Genomic DNA, 20,107 nt, shown 5'->3' on the forward strand with positions numbered 1-20,107 from the left:
GATGACGGCGCCCGGAGTCTCCCATCGTAAGCTCATTGTCGGACTCTGCCTTGGCTGTGTTGGCATGTTCGGTTTTGGTTTTGCCCTTGTCCCACTTTACGACGTACTGTGCGAACAACTGGGGATTAACGGCAAAACCCGTTCCGAAGCCGCTCAATACAGCCAGGTACAGGTGGACGAAGCCAGAACTGTGACCGTGGAGTTTATGGCACAGGTGCAGCCGGGGATGCCATGGGAATTTGGCCCCGCGGTAAAGCGTATGGAAGTACATCCGGGGCAGTTGGTACGAACCGACTTTCTGGCACACAACCTGTCCGAAAATGCACTGGTTGGCCAGGCCATTCCCTCGGTATCCCCCGGGCAGGGCGCCGCTTATTTCAACAAGACTGAGTGTTTTTGCTTTAACCAACAGGTGTTGGCTGGAAAGGACAGTGCCAATTTGCCACTGATTTTCTTTGTGGATCCGGAATTGCCTGAGTCTATCCATACCCTGACCCTCTCTTACACCCTGTATGACATCACAGACAAGGATCTGGCCGGTGCCCTGCAGGCGGGAGCCATGAAATGACAAGCAAACATCAAAACTACTATGTTCCCAGCCAGAGTGGCTGGCCCATTATCGGCGCAATTGGCCTGTTTTTGATTGCCTATGGCGCGGGTAATTTTGTACATCAGCTCAAATCGGGTGGCAGCGGCGCCGGATACATTCTGCTCGCTGGTATTGCCGTGATTCTGTTCATGATGGTTGGCTGGTTCAAAAACGTGATTGATGAGTCCATGTCAGGACTCTATTCAGACCAGATGGACAGGTCCTTCCGTCAGGGGATGAGCTGGTTCATCTTCTCTGAGGTCATGTTCTTTGCCGCCTTTTTCGGAGCACTTCTTTACGCCCGCACCATAGCCGTGCCCTGGCTTGGCGGTGCATCCAACAACGCCATGACCCACGAAGTCCTGTGGCCAGCCTTTGAGGCCGTGTGGCCGCTGGAAACCACCCCCGACGGCACCAAAACCCAGGCCATGGGCTGGACAGGTCTGCCGCTTATCAACACCATCCTGCTGCTCACCTCTTCCTTTACCCTGCACTTTGCCCACATGGGGCTTGAAAAGGGCAAACGCACTGCGCTGACGCTCTGGCTTGGGTTCACCATCTTATTGGGATTGGGCTTCCTGTCGCTTCAGGTTGAAGAATATATCCATGCCTACACCGAAATGGGGCTTACCCTGGCGTCCGGTGTTTATGGCAATACCTTCTTTTTGCTCACAGGATTCCACGGCCTGCACGTTACCCTCGGCACCATCTTCCTGCTGGTGTTGTTTTTCCGGGTGCTCAAGGGCCATTTCAGCGCCGACAACCAGTTTGCATTTCAGGCCGGCAGTTGGTACTGGCACTTTGTGGATGTGGTTTGGCTCTGCCTGTTTGTGTTTGTTTACGTACTTTGAGTTCAGTAAGGCCTGGGGTGAGGTGTGACCCACCCCATCGCCAATGCCAGCAGCAGTAACAGTATGACCAGGGCGGACAGGGCAACACGGCGGCCCAAATAGCGGCTCATGGGGACACTGCCATCCCCCTTGACCATGATGTACAAGGCTCGGCCGAGATTAAAGATGATAAAAAGCAGCAGCAATACCAGCACAGATTTAAAAACAAAGGCGGTCATGGATTCTCCGGATACCAAGCCGGGGTATGCCGGCAAGTTGCTGATGTTATTCACTCTGGTGTTGTTTGCCGCGCTCGTCAAGTTGGGATTTTGGCAACTCGAACGGGCTGAGGAAAAACGGGAGCTGCTGGCCTCGCTCGAAGAGCACCATCAGGCTTCGCCCTTGTCGATGGACAGTTTGCTGGCCAGGCAAGCTGACGATCTTGAGGGTTATCGTCTCGAAGTGACTGGGGAGTTTATCCCCGGAATAACTGTGCTGCTGGATAATCAGGTACTGGATGGACAGGTGGGATACAAGGCGTTTCGCCTGCTGAAGGTGGATGGCTATCAAAGTTTGATATTGGTGGAACTGGGATTTGTGCCAGCGAGACACGACAGAGCCACTAAGCCCCGGATTGACGATATCGACGGCCACCTCACCTTAAAGGGGCGGCTTTACCGGCAGAAGTTGAATCCACTGAGTAACACGCTGGCAGCCGAAGCGGGTAACCCAATGCGAATTCAGGCGCTCAACATACCTTCGCTGGCGACGCAGTTGCAGGTCGACATTGTTCAACTGGTGCTGCAGCCAGACAGCCTGCCTGGCACGTCTCTGCCCAGGCGCTGGACGCCGGTTAATATGCCACCGGAAAAACATCTGGGCTATGCGGCACAGTGGTTTTCCCTCGCAGCGGCGCTGGCCCTGCTGGTAATTTTTTATGTTGTGAAATCAAGGAAGAAACAGAGCGAGTTAAGGGATTAATCATTCATAAATGTAAGAGGAGAGAGATATGAACTCCCAAAAATTCAGTGCGCGTCCCCTGCTGCTATTGCTACTGGCGTTTGTGCTGCCTGTGGTGCTGGCAAAGCTGGTGCTCAGTCAACACTGGTATAACGAAGGGGCCACCAATCAGGGGCAACTCTTCACCGAGGAAACCAGTTACCAAAGCCTGGGCGCCACCAACCCGGCTCCCCAGCGCTGGCAAATTCTCTATCTGATGCCTCAAACCTGCGACCAGATTTGCAAAGACAGGCTCTATGTCATGCATCAAAGCCATACGGCACTGGGCGCGGAGCGAATTCGGGTCACGCCCCTGGTTCTGGTGTCAGCAACCAGTGATATCAAGTCACTGGACGACTCAGCGTTACCCACGGCCTCATTGCCAACAGCACTCGATCCCTTGCTGGCATCACAGGAATTTATCCTGGTCGACCCCTTGGGAACCCTGGTTATGCGCTATCCCGCCGTCAGCGGACAAGAAGCCAATATCTCCCAAGGCAAAGCCATGCTGGCGGACCTGCGTAAACTGCTTAAATTATCGAGGGTTGGCTGATGACACTGAGAAACCTGCTCAAAGTCACCCTCGCCTGCACCCTGATGGTGATTTTACTCGGTGCTTACACCCGTCTGTCGGATGCCGGCCTAGGTTGTCCCGATTGGCCCGGCTGTTATGGCCAATTTAAGGTCCCCTCTGCGGCACACGAACTGGCCAAAGCCGAATCCCTGTTTCCAGACCATACGATTGATCCGGCAAAAGCCTGGCCGGAAATGATCCACAGATACATTGCCAGCAGCCTGGGCTTACTGGTGATTTTGGTGTTGGTAGCATGCTACAGGTTAAAGGAAGCGCCGCGCAAACTGCCGTTATTTATCCTGGTGCTGATTTTGTTTCAGGGGGCTCTTGGCGCCTGGACTGTCACCATGAAGCTGATGCCCGTGGTGGTGATGTCTCATTTGCTTGGTGGTTTTACCCTGCTGTCGCTGCTGACCTTGCTGTATTTGCGCACCACTGGTTTTCGTATACCCAGCGGTGACCCGGGCATGCGTCAGTATCAGCGGCTGGCCCTGGCCTGTGTCGGGGTGCTGGTAGCGCAAATTCTCCTGGGTGGCTGGACCTCATCCAACTACGCCGCCCTCGCCTGTACTGAGCTCCCGTTTTGCGAGGGCGATTGGACGACCAACCTCAAGATTGCCGACGCCTTCTCCCCCTTTCAGGGCACTCATCCAAGTTTTGAGTTTGGCGTGCTGGACTATCACGCCCGCATGACCATCCACGTTGCTCACAGATTCGGCGCCATCATTACCGCCTGCCTGCTGGGGCTGTTGGCGTTTCGCATGATACGCCGGGCCCACAGTAAGGTGCTTCGCAATGCCGGTTGGGTACTGGCACTGTTTTTGGTGCTGCAAATTGGTCTGGGCATTTCCAACGTGGTGCTGCATCTTCCATTGGCCATTGCCGTTGCCCACAACCTCGGAGCCGCCTTTTTACTGGTGACACTGGTCTTTATCAATTACGCACTTTGGCGCAAAGCCTGAACAAACAAGGAGTTGTTATGGCCAAATCTCTCTCGATTACAACAGTTTCAGGCCAGTCCCGGTTACCATGGCGAGCCTATTTGGAAATGACCAAACCCAAGGTGGTTGCCTTGATGCTGCTTACTGTACTGGTGGGCATGTGCCTGGCATTGCCGGGGCCTGTGCCGTTGCAGCCGCTGATAGCCGGAATGCTGGGTATCGCCATGATGGCGGGAGCCGCAGCCGCCATGAATCACCTCATTGACCGACGTATCGATGGCCTGATGGCGCGCACCTATAATCGCCCGCTGCCCAAGGGCAAGGTTCCTGTGAGTCATGCAGCCACCTTTGCCGCGCTGTTAGCGGTGATGGGTTTTGCCTGCCTTTACTGGCTGGTCAATCCGCTTACGGCCTGGCTGACGCTGGCGAGCCTGCTTGGCTATGCCGTGGTGTATACCGCTTACCTCAAACGTGCCACGCCGCAAAACATTGTGATTGGTGGCCTCGCCGGCGCCATGCCCCCCCTGCTGGGCTGGACCGCGGTGACCAACGATTTCCATGGCCATGGCTTACTGCTGGTGATTATCATCTTTGCCTGGACCCCCCCCCACTTTTGGGCATTGGCGATACATCGTAAAGCAGATTACGCCAAGGTCGATATTCCCATGTTACCCGTGACCCACGGGGTGGAATTTACCAAAACCTGTATCTTCCTTTACACCGTCTTGCTGGCCCTGGCCTGCCTGTTACCCGTGTTGGTTGGTATGAGCGGAGCCTTGTATTTGCTGGGCTCAACCTTCCTGAGTATCGGTTTTATCTACAAGGCGTGGCAGCTTAAGTATCATGAGACCCCAGGCATGGCGATGGACGTATTCCGCTTTTCTATTTATCACCTGATGCTGCTGTTTATCCTGCTGCTGGTTGACCATTACATTTAAGGGGAGCCCATGAAAAAATCCTGGATGGTGGCCGTATTACTCCTTGTGGGGATGGGTGGCCTGGTATTGCTGACATACTTGGGCGACACCGGTGATAATCACTCATCAGCACTGGACACGGGTTATGTGTTTCCTGCACCCAAAGCCTTGCCTCCATTTAAGCTGACTGACCAGCAAGGGCAAGCCTTTGACAATGAGCGACTCATGGGCAAGTGGAGTCTGATTTTTCTGGGCTACACCTCTTGCCCTGACATCTGCCCAACGACCATGTCCAAGCTGGCGGCGGCTTACCCAGAGCTGAATCAGGAAAATTCGGTGCAGGTTATATTCCTTTCCGTCGATCCGGCGCGGGACACGCCGACAAGGCTTGCCCAATATGCCGACTTTTTTCATCCGGACTTTCTCGCGGTCACCGGCGAGCATAGCGAATTGTATTCGCTCACCCGGGCCCTGGGCATGGTGTACACCATGGTGGGAGACGGCCCCGACTATCAGGTTGACCACAGCGCTTCCATCGTGGTGATTTCCCCCAAAGGCGAAAGATACGCTGTTTTCAAGCCCAAGAGCGATGGCCAATCCATTCCGCAAATCCGCAATCAGGCTCTGATTTCTGATATGCACCTTATCCGTCATCAGTACTGACGGCCCGATGAACCCAGGGGCAAATCAAGCCTTGCCCCTTGAATTTGCCCCTTCCGCATCAAACACCAAACCAAACGAAAAAAATCCTTGTAAATGAGGCGACAGTCCAAAATGGCGTCTATCTTTTGTGTGTAAAGGAACTCAGGTCCAGCACTCAAGGGATGCCTCTATGCCAGAAAACACGGTAGAGCTCGGAAGCGAGCTGACCATCCGCAATATCCAGCCTATCTACAGTCAGTTAGCAGAACTGCTCCATCAGGGCAGACCTGTGACCCTGAACGCCTCCCGGCTAATCAAGGCTGACACCGCTGGTCTGCAACTGCTGCTGTGCCTGCAGTCCCATTGTACAAACTGCAGTATCCCACTGAACTGGAAAGGAATAACTACAGAACTAGTCGCTCAGTTCAAGCAGATGGGTATGCAGCTTCCGGGAATAACCGATCAAGCGTAAAAGGACAACAACCTATGAAGAAGATTCTTGCCGTTGATGATTCGGCCTCTATGAGACAAATGGTGGGTTTCACCCTGAAAACCGCCGGATTTGATGTCACCGAGGCCTGCAATGGCGATGAAGCCCTGAAAGCAGCGCAGGCCGGCCAGTACGACCTGGTCATCTCGGATGTGAACATGCCCGTAATGGACGGCATAACCCTTATCCGTAACCTGCGTACTCTGCCGGCATACAAGTTTACTCCACTGCTGATGCTGACCACCGAATCCGGTGGCGATAAAAAGCAGGAGGGACGGGCCGCAGGCGCTACAGGCTGGATAGTAAAACCTTTCAATCCGGAACAATTGCTGGCTACGGTGCGCAAAGTGTTGGGATAAACCGCAGAGAGACTACGGAATGGACATAGATCTTAGCCAATTCAGCCAGGTGTTCTTCGAAGAAAGTATCGAGGGACTGGCGATTATGGAGTCAGAGCTGCTGAAGCTGGACGTGGCCACGCCGGACCCGGAAACCATTAATACCATCTTCAGGGCAGCACACTCCATCAAGGGGGGCAGCGCTACCTTTGGATTTACCCAGGTAGCCAACTACACCCATTTGCTGGAAACCCTCCTGGATGAGATCCGCGATGGCCGCAGGCAGATGCAACCAGAGCACGTTGACATACTGCTGTTGTCGGTTGACCTGCTCAGGGGCATGTTCGAAGCCCTGATGAGCCAAGCCGAATTCAACGACCCCAAATTACCCGAGTTGGAGCTGCGGCTGAATCACACCCTGGCCAATCAGCCGACCCAAGCGCAATCCGCATCAACCCCTTCTGCATCAACGGCAACCCAGTCAACAGCATCGTGCTGGCAAATTGATTTCAAGGCGGGTGCCGACATCATGCGCTGCGGCAACGATCCCATGCTGATGTTTGCGGAACTGGCGTCCAAAGGCCCTCTGACAGCCGAGCTCCTGCCGGTTTCCTTCCCCGTATGGGACGATTTTGATCCCGAAGCCTGCTACCTGCACTGGCGCTTAGCCTTGATAACAGACGAACCACTGGCAAAACTCAAAGAAGTTTTCGAGTGGGTCGAAGATGAATGTGAAATCAGTTACAACCAAGCTGAAGCAGCGCCTGCTGCCGAGTTGGCCATCCCAGAGCAGGCTCAACCCCCTCAACCCGAGGTAGACATGGCGGTCTCAGCGCCCGAGGTTATCGCCCTGGTGCCTGAGGTGCCGGCAAGCCCCTCTGACAAAGCGGTAGCCAGCCAAAAGCAAAGCGCTGCCGCCAAGAGTGGCGAGAGCAGCTCCATCCGGGTCAGCACCGAAAAAATCGATATGCTTATCAATATGGTGGGTGAACTGGTTATCACCCAGGCCATGCTGGGACAAATCGGCCAGCAGGATGAAATCAATCAGGAGTCACTGTTACTGCTGCAACAGGGGCTTGAGCAGCTGGCCTCCCATACCCGGGATTTGCAGGAAAGCGTGATGCAAATTCGCATGCTGCCCATCAGCTTTGCGTTTAACCGCTTCCCCCGTTTGGTCAGAGACATAGGCCAACAGCTCGGTAAGAAAGTAGAGCTCATCCTCAAGGGTGAAGACACAGAGCTGGATAAAACCGTGCTGGAAAAGATTGTCGACCCCATGGTCCATCTGGTGCGCAATTCACTCGACCATGGACTGGAATCTCCGGAAGTCAGGCTGGCACAGGGCAAGCCTGAAACCGGCACCATCATGCTCAATGCCTACCATCAGGGCGGCTGCATCATCATAGAAATAGCGGATGATGGCGCCGGGCTGAACACTGGCAAGATCCTCCAAAAAGCCCGCCAGAAAGGTCTGGTTGGTCCCGACGAGGAACTGTCGGAAGACGCCATACATCAGCTGATATTCAAACCCGGATTTTCCACCGCCGATGCCGTATCGGATCTCTCTGGCCGCGGTGTGGGCATGGATGTGGTCAAACGGAATATTCATGAACTTAACGGATCCATCGAACTTAAGTCCGACGCAGGCAAAGGCAGCCGCTTTACTATTCGGCTCCCTCTGACACTGGCCATCCTCGACGGCCAGCTCGTCCGAATTGGCAAACACATTTACGTGGTGCCCCTCGTGTCTATTTACGAATCGCTGCAGGTGCCCACCAACCGCATTAATCGGCTGTCCGATGGGCATGAGCTTATTCGTCTGCGGGATGAATACTTGCCGGTGATCAAGATGTACCGCGAATTCAACCACGATGCCGACGCCCGCGAAATCAAAGACGGCCTGGTGATGGTGGTGGATCACAACAATGAAAAAACCGGCTTGCTGGTGGACGAACTGCTGGCGCAGCAACAGGTGGTGATTAAGAGCCTGGAGGAAAACTACACCCGTATTCCGGGGATTTCCGGCGCCACCATACTGGGCGACGGCACAGTCGCCCTCATCATAGACGTCGCCGGACTGGTCAAATTGGCCGGCATTGGCAGCAGCAATGAACACGCCGCGTAAAAGGAAGATTCGATATGGCTGACATTTCCATCGAACAGGTCAAGCAGGGTAATCAACAGTATCTGAGCTTCATTATGGCCAACGAAGAATACGGGGTGGATATCCTCTCGGTACAGGAAATTCGAGGCTGGGAGCCCACCACAGTGCTGCCCAATGCCCCCGACTATGTGAAGGGCGTTATTAACCTGCGTGGCACCATAGTCCCCATCATAGATTTGCGCCAAAAATTTGGTATCAAGACCCTTGAATATGGCGCAACTACAGTGGTGATCGTGGTCAAGGTGACCATGGATGAAACACAAAAGGTGATTGGCATAGTGGTAGATGCCGTATCAGACGTTTTCAGCATCGAAGAAGAAGAAATCCGCAGGGCGCCGGACTTTGGTCACGGAACAGATCTGCGATTCATCAAGGGGCTGGCAAATGTACAGGACAAGATGGTCATTCTGCTTGAGATCAACCGGTTGCTTGGCTCTGCCATCTTGCCGGATCCCGAGACTCTGAACAGGATCATCGGCAATCTCGAACAACAATCTCAGGTAATGACTGCCTGAAATGGACACTAAAGCAAGAGGAATCAACATGGACGCAGGCAATAAAAAGCTGATGGGGCCAGCCCCATTTACCTTGGGCGGCATGGTGATAGTTGCCGTTTCTTTGGTACTCAGCCTGATGGGGCAATCCGGCAACATGGTCAGTGCAGCTCTAGTATTGGCGCTGGTAGTACTGGGGATTGGTTTAAGCCAGGGCGGCCCTCGGGTTGCAGAGGCACTGGCGGAAATACGTACGGCATTGCGAAGCAATACCAGGCCAAAGCTTGGGAGTTACGATATTCCGGGATGGCAGGATTTTTCTGAAGAATTTGCCACCTTCTGGGACGAGCAGCAAAAAGGACGGGCTACCCTCAAGGCGCTGGATATGTGTCAGGCCAATGTGATGCTGGCCGATCCCGAAGGTGAAATCCTCTACTTTAACGACTCCCTCAGAAGCACCCTCAGCGATGCCGAGGCAGATATCCGCAAGGAATTACCCAACTTTGATGTGAGCCGTCTGCTGGGCGCCAATATGGATAGCTTCCACCGCGAGCCTTCCCATCAACGTCGTCTGATTGCCGGATTAAAGTCCACCTACTCTGCCAAAATCAAAGTCGGTACCCGCACCTTCAGCCTGATAGCATCACCAGTGTTCGATGAACAGCATCAACGAATCGCCACCGTGGTGGAATGGCAGGATTTAACCGAGTCACTGGCACGTCAACAAGCCGAAGAAAAACTCATCCGTGAAACCAACCGCATCAAGCAGGCATTGGATGTGTGTCAGGCCAACGTGATGATGGCCGATGAAAATAACAACATCATTTACTTCAATCATTCCCTCAAAGCCATGTTGACCGGTAACGAGGAAAAACTGCGCGAATCCATCAGCCGTTTCGATGTGTCGACCCTGATGGGCACCAACATAGATATCTTCCACAAGCATCCCGAGCATCAACGCCAGCTGCTGGCCAAGCTTACCAGCTCTTATCAAGCCCGTATCAAGGTGGCTGGGCTGACATTTGACCTGATTGCCACCCCCGTATTCGACAACGGCAAACGTACCGCCACAGTAGTCGAGTGGCGTGACATTACCGCGCAACTGGCCAAGGAAGAAAAAGAGCGTGCGCTTGCCGCCGAAAACGCACGCATCCGTCAGGCACTGGACAGTGTATCCTCCAACACCATGGTGGCGGATGCTGACTGCAACATCATCTATCTCAATGATGCTGTTAAAAAAATGTTCAGCATTGCCCAGGCCGACATCGTCAGGGATCTGCCCAATTTCAACAGCAATAAGCTGATGGGCGCCAACATAGATGTGTTCCATAAAAATCCGGCCCACCAACGTAATCTGCTTGCCAACCTCACCAGCACTTATACCAGTCAGCTCAAGGTGGGCGGCCGCACCTTCAGGATTATCGCCAACCCCATTAATGACACCGACGGTACCCGCATAGGGACAGTGGTTGAATGGGCAGACCGTACCGCCGAAACAGCCATCGAACACGAGATTGACGGCATCATTGCGGCGGCCAACGCAGGGGATTTATCGCAGCGTATTGCCACCCATGATAAAGAAGGTTTCTTCCTCAATCTCTCCAACGGCCTGAACAGCCTTGTCGGCATTGCCGATAACGTTATTTCCGATGTTGTTGATATGTTTGACGGCTTGGCTAAGGGTGACTTAACCCGCAAGATCAACGGCGAATATCAGGGCCAGTTCGGCAAGCTCAAAGCCGACGCCAATGCCACCGTCAGCCGCCTGACCGAAGTCCTGGGTGGCATCAGCGAATCGGCCAATACCGTGACCTCGGGCGCCGAAGAAATTGCCCAGGGTAACGCCGATTTGAGCCAGCGCACCGAAGAGCAAGCGGCCTCACTGGAAGAAACGGCCTCCAGCATGGAACAGATGACGGCGACGGTAAAACAAAGCGCGGAAAACGCGACTCTCGCCAACACTCTCGCCAAAGAAGCCTCCACCAAGGCCGACCATGGCGGCAAAGTGGTCAAGCAGGCGGTAACCGCCATGGAGGCCATCAACGAATCCAGTAAGCGAATCGCTGACATCATAGGCGTTATCGACGAAATCGCCTTCCAAACCAACCTGTTGGCGCTGAACGCAGCGGTAGAAGCCGCCCGCGCCGGTGAACAGGGCCGCGGCTTTGCCGTGGTAGCGGGTGAAGTCCGTAATCTTGCCCAGCGCTCAGCGGGGGCAGCCAAAGAGATTAAAGAGCTTATCCGCGACAGTGTGAACAAGGTGAATGATGGCACCTCTTTGGTGAACCAGTCCGGTAATACCCTGCAGGAAATCGTACATGCGGTATCCAAAGTGGCTGAAATGATTAATGAAATCAGTGTTGCAGCGGAACAGCAGGCATCGGGCATTCAGGAAGTGAATAAAGCTGTGTCTCAAATGGATGAGATGACCCAGCAAAACGCGGCGCTGGTGGAAGAAGTCTCTGCCGCCGGGGATGCCATGGCCGAGCAGGCCCGCAATATGCGACGCCAACTCGGGTTCTTCAGAACCGATGTGCAGGCATCGTCAGCCGCGCCACTGGCACTGGTGTCTGGCGGCGAAAAGCGACAGACCAAGTTTAAGGCCAGTAAAGAAGAATGGCACGAGTTCTGACCTGATTTCCCTACAGGGGCTCGTCAGAGCCCCTTCTTGTCAGCGATGCTTCTGGCAGCCCAAGGAGGCGCTTTGGAATTCACATCCGAACGGGAGTTTCCGATGACTCAAAAGGACTTTGAGTTCATCCGGGAACTGGCCTACAACCAAACCGGCATTGTATTACCCGAGCGGAAACGCCATATGGTGTACTCCCGTCTTTGCCGTCGGCTGCGAGCGCTGCGGATGTGCTCTTTCTCTGAATATTGTGGTTACCTGCAGCAGGAGCAGGATGAAATGAGCCACTTTATCAACGCCCTGACCACCAACCTCACGGCATTCTTTCGTGAGAAACACCACTTTCACTATTTGCGGGATCATCTGGTGCCAAAATGGCAGCAAAGGCGCAGTCGCAGGTTACGGGTCTGGTCGTCAGCCTGCTCAACGGGAGAGGAACCCTATTCAATAGCCATGACGTTGGAACCCTTTTTCTCGCGAATTCAGTGGGATCTTAAAATATTGGCCACGGATCTCGATACCAATGTATTAACCAAAGCCGAGGCTGGTATCTATCCGCCTGAAACCCTCGAAAACTTGCCTCCGGCGCTGGCGGAACAGTACTTTTCAGCCCAGGGAGGCATGGCCAGAGTGAAGGAATCTGTTCGGGATCTGGTGTTCTTCCGCCAACTCAACCTGCTGGAAAGCTGGCCTATGCAAGGCCCCTTCGATGCCATTTTTTGCCGTAATGTGCTCATTTATTTCGACAATCCAACAAAGAAGAAAATCATTCATAAATTCAGGCAGTTGCTCAGCGATGACGGGTATCTCTTTATCGGCCACTCGGAAACCCTGCACCTGATTTCCGACGATTTTGATCTTATCGGTCAGACCATATACAAACCCAGAGTGGCGGGCAGAACTGAAACGTAAAAGGGAGAGAACATGATAAGAGTGCTTATCGTCGATGACTCTGCCTTGGTCAGGCAGTTACTGAGCCATATGCTGGCTCAGGCCGAAGACATCGATGTGGTGGGCTGTGCAGAAGATCCCTATCAGGCCAGGGACATGATAAAGGAGCTTAACCCGGATGTCCTGACCCTGGACATTGAAATGCCCCGCATGGACGGTATCGCGTTTTTGCGTAATCTGATGAAGCTGCGCCCCATGCCTGTCATCATGATTTCAACGCTCACCGAAAAGGGCGCGGCCGTGACCCTGGAGGCCCTGTCGCTAGGGGCCGTGGACTTTATCAGTAAACCCAAACACGACCTGACCAACAAGCTGCTCGACTATCAGGATGAACTGCTGGAAAAAGTCCGTCAGGCTGCCGTTAGCCGGGTAAGGGCCCTGACCGCCCCGCCACCTGAGTCTGAGTGCCCAGGTAAGCTGAAAAATCGCGTGATTGCCATCGGCGCCTCTACCGGTGGCACAGAGGCCATTCAACGACTTATCTCAAGGCTGCCGGCAAATTTCCCGCCGGTGGTTATCGCCCAACACATACCCGCCGCGTTCAGTGCATCCTTTGCCAAGCGTCTCGACCTGAACTCACAAATGCAAGTGGTTGAGGCTATGGGCAATGAACAATTGAAAGTCGGCACCGTGTATATAGCACCGGGCCACGCCCATCTGATCATTCGCCGGGTGGGCGCCCATTTTCGCACTGCCATTTTGGATACTGACCCTGTGAACCGCCATAAACCCTCAGTGGATGTGCTGTTTCACAGTGTCGCCGAGGTCGCCGGCAGGGCGGCAGTGGGGGTCATTCTCACCGGCATGGGACGAGACGGCGCCCAGGGGCTGCTGCACATGCGGGAGCAAGGCGCCTACACCATAGCCCAGGATGAAGACAGCAGTGTCGTATGGGGTATGCCGGGGAGTTCTGTTGAACTTGGCGCGGTATGTGAGCAGCTGCATCTGGATAAGATTGCACCCAAGCTGCTCAACTTGCTCAAGTCAGATTAGGGCTCTTTTGGCCAGCTGCCATCTTTGTTGGGCCTGAGCCAGGCCTGGGAAAACCAATAGAATCCTTTTTGCGTTTTAGACGGGGCCGTGCAGTTATAGCGCGAACGCCCCGGCGGCAAGGGTTTGCTCGCCTGCACGTCAAAACTGAACTCCCCCAGCCAGCGTGGTGAAACGGCTTCCTGATTCGGTAAAAAACATCGCATCCCGGCTTTATTGATATCGGCCACTTCCGCCAGGGTGACTCTCAGACGCGGTTGCCAGTCCTGCAATAACAGAGGGTCTTCCGGTGATATGGCCGCCACAGGCATGGGCAGGCTGTACAGCTTTTCTTTCAGTGTCTCCAAACTCGCGTAACGCCCGCCAACGGGAAATCTCGGCATGGCAGTGAGTACGCTGTACTTCCCAAGCGCGCCGGATTGCTGGCCGAATGCCACCATACCAAGTTCCTGAATCAACGACTGCAGCGCAGCGTTATATTCGCCGAAGGGGTAAGCCAGCATGGGTTGTGCTGCTTCGCCACGGATACGGGTCAGTGCAGCCTCGGTTTGCAAGAGTTGAGTCTTGATACGCAAGAGCCAGGCGGCTTCGTCCTCGCCTTCCAACCGGCGCACCAGATGGCTGTGGTCGTAACTGTGATTGGCAATCTCGGCGCCTTCTGCTGCCAACTGTTTAAGCGTCGCCTCACTCATCATCCCCTTGTGGCCTTCCACCATAGGCTCCATAGAGACAAACAATGTGTAGGGAAATCCGTATTCCTTTAAGATAGGGACAGCATTGTCGGCAATGTTCTGATAACCATCATCAAAACTGATAGCCACAGCCCTCAGCGGTGGCATTTCACCGCGCTTGACCTGAGCGACCAAGTCGACCAGGGGCACAACCTCAAAGCCATTTTTCGCCAAAAAGTCCATATGGCTGCGAAACTCGGCGGGCGTCACACTGGTTACCCGGGGGGAAGTATCAGAAACATGATGATACTGGAGCACCACCGCCGCCTGAGCCAGGCTGGAAAACAAACCGCATATAAACAACAACACCTTATGCATGTAGAGGAACTCTCTGATTAAAATTGTGAATTTATTCCCATCGACCTGGTCTGCCCATCAACGCCTGTGGGCGTTGGCGCTGCCTATGATGCTGTCCAATATTACCGTGCCGCTGCTCGGACTGGTCGATACCGCCATCATGGGGCACCTGAGTGAGGCCTATTATTTGGGTGCCGTGGCTCTGGGGTCAACACTGTTCACCTTGATAGTCTGGTTACTGGGGTTTCTGCGGATGGCCACCACGGGCCTGACTGCCCAGGCTTGGGGCAGCGGCCATGGTGAGGCCCAAAAAAGAATTCTGCTGCAAGGGCTTACTCTGGCGCTCGGCGCCGGGGTATTGGTGTTGCTGGTGCAAGATGTCATGCTCGACATCCTGCTTGGCTGGTCCGATGCCAGTGCGGCAGTACTGCTGCATTGCCGGGATTACTTTGCCATCCGTATCTGGTCTCTGCCACTGGCGCTGGCCAATCTGGTCATGCTGGGCTGGCTTCTTGGCAGACAACAACCCAGGGTAGCGATGTGGCAGCTTATCCTGGCCAATCTGGTCAATATCGTGCTGGATTTCCTGTTTGTGTTTGGCTTTGGCTGGGGTGTTAAAGGCGCCGCCCTTGCATCTGTCATGGCCGAACTGTGCGCCTTTTCCATCGCCGTATTTTTTACCGCCAAAGCCTGGCGAGCGCTTGACTGCCCATCCCCGATGCTGCGTGACATTCTGGCCAATCTGGCACAGCTCCTCAGACTGAACCGGGATATCTTTGTGCGCAGCCTCTGCCTGCAAGCTACTTTTGCCTTTATGACCTTCAAGGGCGCCGGTCTGGGTGACAACACAGTGGCCGCCAACGCTGTGCTGCTGAATTTTTTGATGCTCACATCCTACGCACTCGATGGCCTCGCCTACTATGCCGAGGCTGAAACCGGCGCTGCCGTTGGGCGAAGCGACCCTGTGGCTCTCGATAAGGCTGTGGCTCTGGCCTTTGGTTGGTCAGCAATCTTTGCCTGCCTGTTCAGTGGTGGATTTGCCCTGTGGGGCGAGTGGCTGACGACTGTAATGACCGACATTGCGCCTGTCCAGCAGCTCGCCAATAGCTTTCTTCCCTGGCTAATTGCCATGCCGTTACTGGCCTTTGGCTCCTACCTGTTTGATGGGGTGTATATTGGCGCCACCCAGGGAAGGGTGATGAGAAACAGTATGCTGCTTGCAACCCTTGGGGTATTTTTTCCACTCTGGTGGGGATTTGCCGATTGGGGTAACCATGCACTCTGGCTCGCCATGAGTGGCTTTATGCTGTGCCGCAGCCTCAGTCTGGGTTGGCATTTTGTGCGCCATCGCCAAGGCTTTCTTTCCTGAACCAGTTACCGGTGGCTCAACGTGGCGCCACTGATTTACTCATTGAATATAGAATAAAAAACGCGGCCATCAGGCCGCGTTTTTTATTCAGGCATCACTGATAAGAGTGAGAACCGTGTTGGTGCTCTGTGGCGTCGCGCACTTCGGTCAGTTCACCGGGGAACATGTCCAGCAGCTGCTTCTCGATACCATCTTTCAGGGTGACATCCACCATGGAGCAACCATTACAACCACCACCAAACTGGATAACGGCCACGCCATCATCGGTGACTTCCACCAGCAGAATGTTACCGCCGTGACTGGCCAACTGTGGGTTGATTTCCGCCTGAATAACGTATTCGATACGCTCAACCAGAGACGCATCCGCCGACACCTTGCGCATTTTGGCATTGGGCGCCTTGAGCGTGAGCTGTGAGCCCAGCTGATCAGACACCAAGTCTATGCTGGCATCTTCCAGGAAAGGAGCGCTTTTCTCATCAACCATGGCATTGAAACCGTTGAACTCCAGTTCAATGTCATCATCTTCCACGGCATCTGGCGGACAATAGGACACACCGCATTCCGCCTGGGCAGTACCAGGACTAATCACAAATACGCGGATGTTGGTACCTTCTGGTTGATCGGCCAGCAGCTTCACAAAGTGGGCCTGAGCCGCTTCGGAAATGGTAATCATGTAGAGCGCTCCATCAGGGAAACCTGAGTAAATTACTAAGAATTACCGGCTATGATACTCCGTAAAGACACCAGATTGTAGCCCCGGCTCAAATGGCACTCAGGAATTTTGTCGTGTGGATCTCATTGTACGCATCCCAAGATAGGTAAGCCTTGGTGGTCAATGAATCAACAAACTGCTAATTTGTTCAGCAATACAAAAAGATAATAAAGAGTAGAACATGTCATTTCCGTCGGTTTTTGCTTCCCTTGGACGAGCACTGTGTTGCTGTGTATGCCTCTCACTCCCCCCCATCACCCATGCCACCTCGTTGGAGGCCTACCTTGGTTATCCCCTCGGTGAATGGCATGTCAGGCACGACCAGGTGAACGGCTTTCTGGAGAAGTTGGCTGCAGAAAATCCCAGAGTTTCACTGGAAACCACAGGTTACAGCCATGAAAGACGCAGGCAGCTGACAGCGGTGATAACTTCACCCACCAATCAGGCCAGGCTCGATGAGATTCTGGCCGACAGAGCCATGGTCAAACAGGGAAAAGCACAGCCGCTTTTGGTGATATGGCTGGCATATTCGATTCATGGCGATGAAGCCAGCGGGGCCCATGCAGCCCTGGCCCTGGCAGAGCAGTTGGCGCATAGCCAGGAAAGCTGGATTACCGAGCTGCTCGATAGCAGTGTGGTGCTTATCACCCCCAGTCAAAACCCCGATGGGCTCGACCGTTTCGCCAACTGGTCGAACAGCTACCGCGGGATAGCGGTGCCAGTGGCAGATGAAAACCACAAGGAACATAACCAAAACTGGCCTGCCGGGCGCTATAACCATTTTCTGGCCGACCTCAACCGTGACTGGCTTTTTTTGCGCCATCCCGAGAGCCGCGGCCGGGTCGCATTGCTCCATAAATGGCAGCCCCAGTACGTGGGAGATTTCCACGAAATGGGTCACAACCAAAGCTATTTTTTCCAGCCAGGCGTCCCAGAGCGCACCCACCCACTAACAGAGAAACGTAACCAGCAACTTACCGATAAGTTGGCCAATTTTTATCGTCAGGCACTGGATGCCAAACAGCAAGCCTACTTCAGCCGTCAGGGATTTGATGACTTCTTCTATGGCAAAGGCTCCACCTATCCAGACATCAATGGTGCCATTGGGGTATTGTTCGAACAGGCCAGTGCCCGCGGCCAGGTACAGGACTCACAATACGGTGGCATCAGCCTCGCCAAGGCCATCGACAATCAGTTAACCACCTCGCTGGCAGCTCTCAAAGGCGCCTTCCAACTGCGTCAGGAGCTCATCGGTTTTCAAACCGACTTTTACGCCGGCAAGGGAAAACCGGGTAAACAGGGCCGTCTGATCTCAACTCAGGGCGACAGGCAGCGACTGCTCCTATTGGCCGATCTCTTAAGTCAGCACGGGGTGGTTTATCGTTATCTCGCGCAGGATGTGAAAGAAGGCAAACAAATCTTCAGCTCTTCAGACAGTTTGTTTATCCCTACCGAACAATCCCAGTCTGTTTTGGTGGAAGCTCTGTTCGAGCGACGTACCCGTTTTGAAGATCCCACTTTTTACGATGTCAGCGGCTGGGATTTGGGCAGCGCCTTCAATCTGGTCATCGTGGAAAACTTCCGCCCCGGGGCGAACGAGATAAGCCCGGATGCCCCAGTGTTTCAGCAGCAAGCGCCGGCAGAGGATACGGTTGCCCTGCTGGTGGATTGGCAGCAGAGCGGTGCTGCGCCTTTGTTGGCGCAGCTTCACCGGGATGGTATTGCGGTCAGGGCATCGGTCAAACCTTTCACGCCCGTGGCAAGCGACCGCCCCTTTGCAGCCGGCACCCTGATGATAAGCACTGCCCAGAAGCAAATGACACAGGAAACACTGCTGCCTTATCTTACCAACCTCGCCGGGCAATTTGAGGTCAACCTGGTTCCGGTGAGCTCATTCGCTTCCGCCACGGGGATTGATCTTGGCAGTGGTGATTTTGTGCCCCTCAAACCGGTAAAAGCCCTATTGGTGAGCGGCCGTGGTACTGACGCCACCGAGGTGGGAGAAATCTGGCACTATTTGGATATTGAGATTAAGCAGGGAGTGACACTGGTTGACTCAGACAGACTCGCCAGGGTCAATCTCGAACGCTACACCCATTTACTGCTGGCAGACGGTAATTATGACCACCTGGACGACGCACTCGCCCGCAAGCTCAGTGAATTTGTCGAACAGGGAGGCGTGATTGTAGCCCAGAAGCGCGCTCTCACTTGGCTCAACAAACGCACCTTGCTCAGAAACACAGTTTTGGAAGAGGGTTTCTACAAACAACAGTTTGCCACCACAGGGCTTGGTTACGATGAAAAGGATGCCCTGCGCGCTCGCCAGGCCATTGGCGGTGCCATACTCAACTGGCAACTGGATCCGGCCCATCCGCTGGCGTTCGGCATTCCCTCAGCCACAGTGCCCGTGATGAAGAATGAAGTGCTGGGTTTATCGGACACCGGCGAGCCCTTCGTTATCGCCGCACGCTACCCACAAAACCCGCTGGTATCCGGCTACCTCTCCGGGGAATACCAAAGGGCATTCGGCCTGAGCAATGCCCTGTTGGCCGAGCCCAAGGGCAGGGGCGTCGTGGTAGGTGCAACCGATAACCTGCTGTTTCGCAACATCTGGCTCGGAACAGAAAAAATCTATGCCAATGCACTTTACCTGTTACCGGCGGCCATGAGCCGCTAACCGAGTGTATCCAGCAGCCCGGGCGCCTCTGCCCGGGCAAGACACCATACCTGCACGCTCACGCCCTGTTGCTGCAACAAGGCGGCGATTTCATTGGCGGTACTGCCGGTGGTCACCACATCGTCCACCAAGGCCACCGAGCCCTGGCGACAGCTTCCTGTGAGCTCGAAAGCGCCCAACAAGTTTTTACGCCTCGCCTTACCGGTAAGGCCCGCCTGCGGCTGAGTATCACGTCGTCGCTGTAACAGGTCATCGCACAGGGGAATACCACTGAGTTTGGAAAGCAAGAGCGCAATTTCATAGGCCTGATTAAAGCCGCGGGTTTTCAGACGTTTGGGGTGAAGGGGTACAGGCAGGAGTAATGAGACCGGGGGGATTTCGCCTTCCTCTGCCAGTTGAGTCACTCTGGTCATCAGGGCACGGCACAAAACATCCATCGCCGCAAATTGCCCCTGGTATTTGATGGCGGCAATACTCGCTCCCAAGCCCTGATGGTAGCTGCAGGGTGCAATAACCGGCAGTGCCCCCATTACCCGACAGGCGCCACAAAAGGCGCCGTCATTGACCAGACTTCGACCACACCCCAGGCATACCGGACCGCGATACAAACAGCGTTGCAGGCACAGGCTGCATACACCGGTGCCTTCGGTTATCGATTGGTGGCACAGCAGGCAGCGGTTGGGTAAACTCTGCGCCAATGTGGTAACGACATACGTCCATGCACGGCGCCACACGGATACTTCATCCATGGCATCATCCCTGACAAGAGGCTC

General features: G+C 54.4%; 20 protein-coding genes. 16 read left to right on the forward strand and 4 right to left on the reverse strand.

Annotation, left to right across the window (positions count from 1 at the left end; translation table 11 throughout):
* Position 1 precedes the first annotated feature (1 nt).
* Positions 2–568 (forward strand): cytochrome c oxidase assembly protein, encoded by a 567-nt coding sequence (locus tag JQC75_RS17930; RefSeq protein ID WP_203325370.1) that lies wholly within the window; start codon positions 2–4, stop codon positions 566–568.
* Positions 565–1,440, forward strand: a complete 876-nt coding sequence (locus JQC75_RS17935) for a cytochrome c oxidase subunit 3 (protein WP_203325371.1) — start codon at positions 565–567, stop codon at positions 1,438–1,440. The genes JQC75_RS17930 and JQC75_RS17935 overlap by 4 nt, the downstream gene beginning before the upstream one ends.
* 2 nt (positions 1,441–1,442) lie before the next feature.
* Here JQC75_RS17935 and JQC75_RS17940 read toward each other — a convergent pair whose 3' ends face one another.
* Positions 1,443–1,658, reverse strand: a complete 216-nt coding sequence (locus JQC75_RS17940) for a DUF2909 family protein (RefSeq protein ID WP_203325372.1) — start codon at positions 1,656–1,658, stop codon at positions 1,443–1,445.
* Here JQC75_RS17940 and JQC75_RS17945 point away from each other — a divergent pair.
* From JQC75_RS17945 to JQC75_RS18000, 12 genes are all read left to right on the forward strand, one after another.
* Positions 1,657–2,400, forward strand: coding sequence for an SURF1 family protein (locus JQC75_RS17945; RefSeq protein ID WP_203325373.1), 744 nt, complete (start codon positions 1,657–1,659; stop codon positions 2,398–2,400). The two genes, JQC75_RS17940 and JQC75_RS17945, sit on opposite strands and share 2 nt — an antisense overlap.
* A 28-nt stretch (positions 2,401–2,428) precedes the next feature.
* Positions 2,429–2,971, forward strand: coding sequence for a hypothetical protein (locus JQC75_RS17950; RefSeq protein ID WP_203325374.1), 543 nt, complete (start codon positions 2,429–2,431; stop codon positions 2,969–2,971).
* The gene (locus JQC75_RS17955) at positions 2,971–3,954 is read left to right on the forward strand and encodes a COX15/CtaA family protein (RefSeq protein WP_203325375.1); all 984 of its coding nucleotides are present in this window, start codon (positions 2,971–2,973) and stop codon (positions 3,952–3,954) included. Before JQC75_RS17950 ends, JQC75_RS17955 begins: the two co-directional genes overlap by 1 nt.
* Before the next feature lie 17 nt (positions 3,955–3,971).
* The gene (gene cyoE / locus JQC75_RS17960) at positions 3,972–4,871 is read left to right on the forward strand and encodes a heme o synthase (protein ID WP_203325376.1); all 900 of its coding nucleotides are present in this window, start codon (positions 3,972–3,974) and stop codon (positions 4,869–4,871) included.
* A 9-nt stretch (positions 4,872–4,880) separates the two neighbouring features.
* Entirely contained in the window at positions 4,881–5,513 is a 633-nt protein-coding gene (locus JQC75_RS17965; RefSeq protein WP_203325377.1) for an SCO family protein, read from the forward strand.
* Positions 5,514–5,682: 169 nt separating this feature from the next.
* A complete protein-coding gene (locus tag JQC75_RS17970) occupies positions 5,683–5,964 on the forward strand; it encodes an STAS domain-containing protein (RefSeq protein ID WP_203325378.1) in 282 nt (93 codons plus the stop codon).
* Between the two features lie 14 nt (positions 5,965–5,978).
* Positions 5,979–6,341 carry a response regulator gene (locus JQC75_RS17975; RefSeq protein ID WP_011761600.1) on the forward strand — a complete coding sequence of 121 codons (363 nt, stop codon included), beginning with the start codon at positions 5,979–5,981 and terminating at the stop codon, positions 6,339–6,341.
* 19 nt (positions 6,342–6,360) lie between these two features.
* Positions 6,361–8,445: a chemotaxis protein CheA gene (locus JQC75_RS17980; RefSeq protein ID WP_203325379.1), complete on the forward strand. Its 2,085-nt coding sequence runs from the start codon at positions 6,361–6,363 to the stop codon at positions 8,443–8,445.
* A 14-nt stretch (positions 8,446–8,459) separates the two neighbouring features.
* The gene (locus JQC75_RS17985) at positions 8,460–8,999 is read left to right on the forward strand and encodes a chemotaxis protein CheW (RefSeq protein ID WP_203325380.1); all 540 of its coding nucleotides are present in this window, start codon (positions 8,460–8,462) and stop codon (positions 8,997–8,999) included.
* Positions 9,000–9,027: 28 nt separating this feature from the next.
* Positions 9,028–11,610 (forward strand): methyl-accepting chemotaxis protein, encoded by a 2,583-nt coding sequence (locus tag JQC75_RS17990; RefSeq protein ID WP_203325381.1) that lies wholly within the window; start codon positions 9,028–9,030, stop codon positions 11,608–11,610.
* Positions 11,611–11,712: 102 nt separating this feature from the next.
* Complete coding sequence (locus tag JQC75_RS17995; RefSeq protein WP_203325382.1) at positions 11,713–12,519, forward strand: CheR family methyltransferase; 807 nt, start codon at positions 11,713–11,715, stop codon at positions 12,517–12,519.
* A gap of 12 nt (positions 12,520–12,531) precedes the next feature.
* Entirely contained in the window at positions 12,532–13,551 is a 1,020-nt protein-coding gene (locus JQC75_RS18000; protein WP_203325383.1) for a protein-glutamate methylesterase/protein-glutamine glutaminase, read from the forward strand.
* Here JQC75_RS18000 and JQC75_RS18005 read toward each other — a convergent pair.
* Positions 13,548–14,597, reverse strand: a complete 1,050-nt coding sequence (locus JQC75_RS18005) for a polysaccharide deacetylase family protein (RefSeq protein ID WP_203325384.1) — start codon at positions 14,595–14,597, stop codon at positions 13,548–13,550. The two genes, JQC75_RS18000 and JQC75_RS18005, sit on opposite strands and share 4 nt — an antisense overlap.
* A 25-nt stretch (positions 14,598–14,622) precedes the next feature.
* Here JQC75_RS18005 and JQC75_RS18010 point away from each other — a divergent pair, with 25 nt between their 5' ends.
* The gene (locus JQC75_RS18010; RefSeq protein ID WP_380796867.1) at positions 14,623–15,945 is read left to right on the forward strand and encodes an MATE family efflux transporter; all 1,323 of its coding nucleotides are present in this window, start codon (positions 14,623–14,625) and stop codon (positions 15,943–15,945) included.
* Between the two features lie 94 nt (positions 15,946–16,039).
* On the opposite strand, the gene nfuA is transcribed toward JQC75_RS18010, so the two are convergent.
* On the reverse strand, positions 16,040–16,618 hold the full coding sequence (gene nfuA / locus JQC75_RS18015) for a Fe-S biogenesis protein NfuA (RefSeq protein ID WP_203325385.1): 579 nt from the start codon (positions 16,616–16,618) through the stop codon (positions 16,040–16,042).
* Between the two features lie 220 nt (positions 16,619–16,838).
* Between nfuA and JQC75_RS18020 the strand changes: the two genes are divergently transcribed.
* The gene (locus JQC75_RS18020) at positions 16,839–19,334 is read left to right on the forward strand and encodes a M14 family zinc carboxypeptidase (protein ID WP_203325386.1); all 2,496 of its coding nucleotides are present in this window, start codon (positions 16,839–16,841) and stop codon (positions 19,332–19,334) included.
* Here the strand turns inward: JQC75_RS18020 and JQC75_RS18025 are convergent.
* Positions 19,331–20,083 (reverse strand): ComF family protein, encoded by a 753-nt coding sequence (locus JQC75_RS18025; RefSeq protein ID WP_203325387.1) that lies wholly within the window; start codon positions 20,081–20,083, stop codon positions 19,331–19,333. The genes JQC75_RS18020 and JQC75_RS18025 overlap by 4 nt on opposite strands.
* Between the last annotated feature and the right edge of the window lie 24 nt (positions 20,084–20,107).

It is taken from the genome of Shewanella litorisediminis, from assembly GCF_016834455.1.
Taxonomy (GTDB): domain Bacteria; phylum Pseudomonadota; class Gammaproteobacteria; order Enterobacterales; family Shewanellaceae; genus Shewanella; species Shewanella litorisediminis.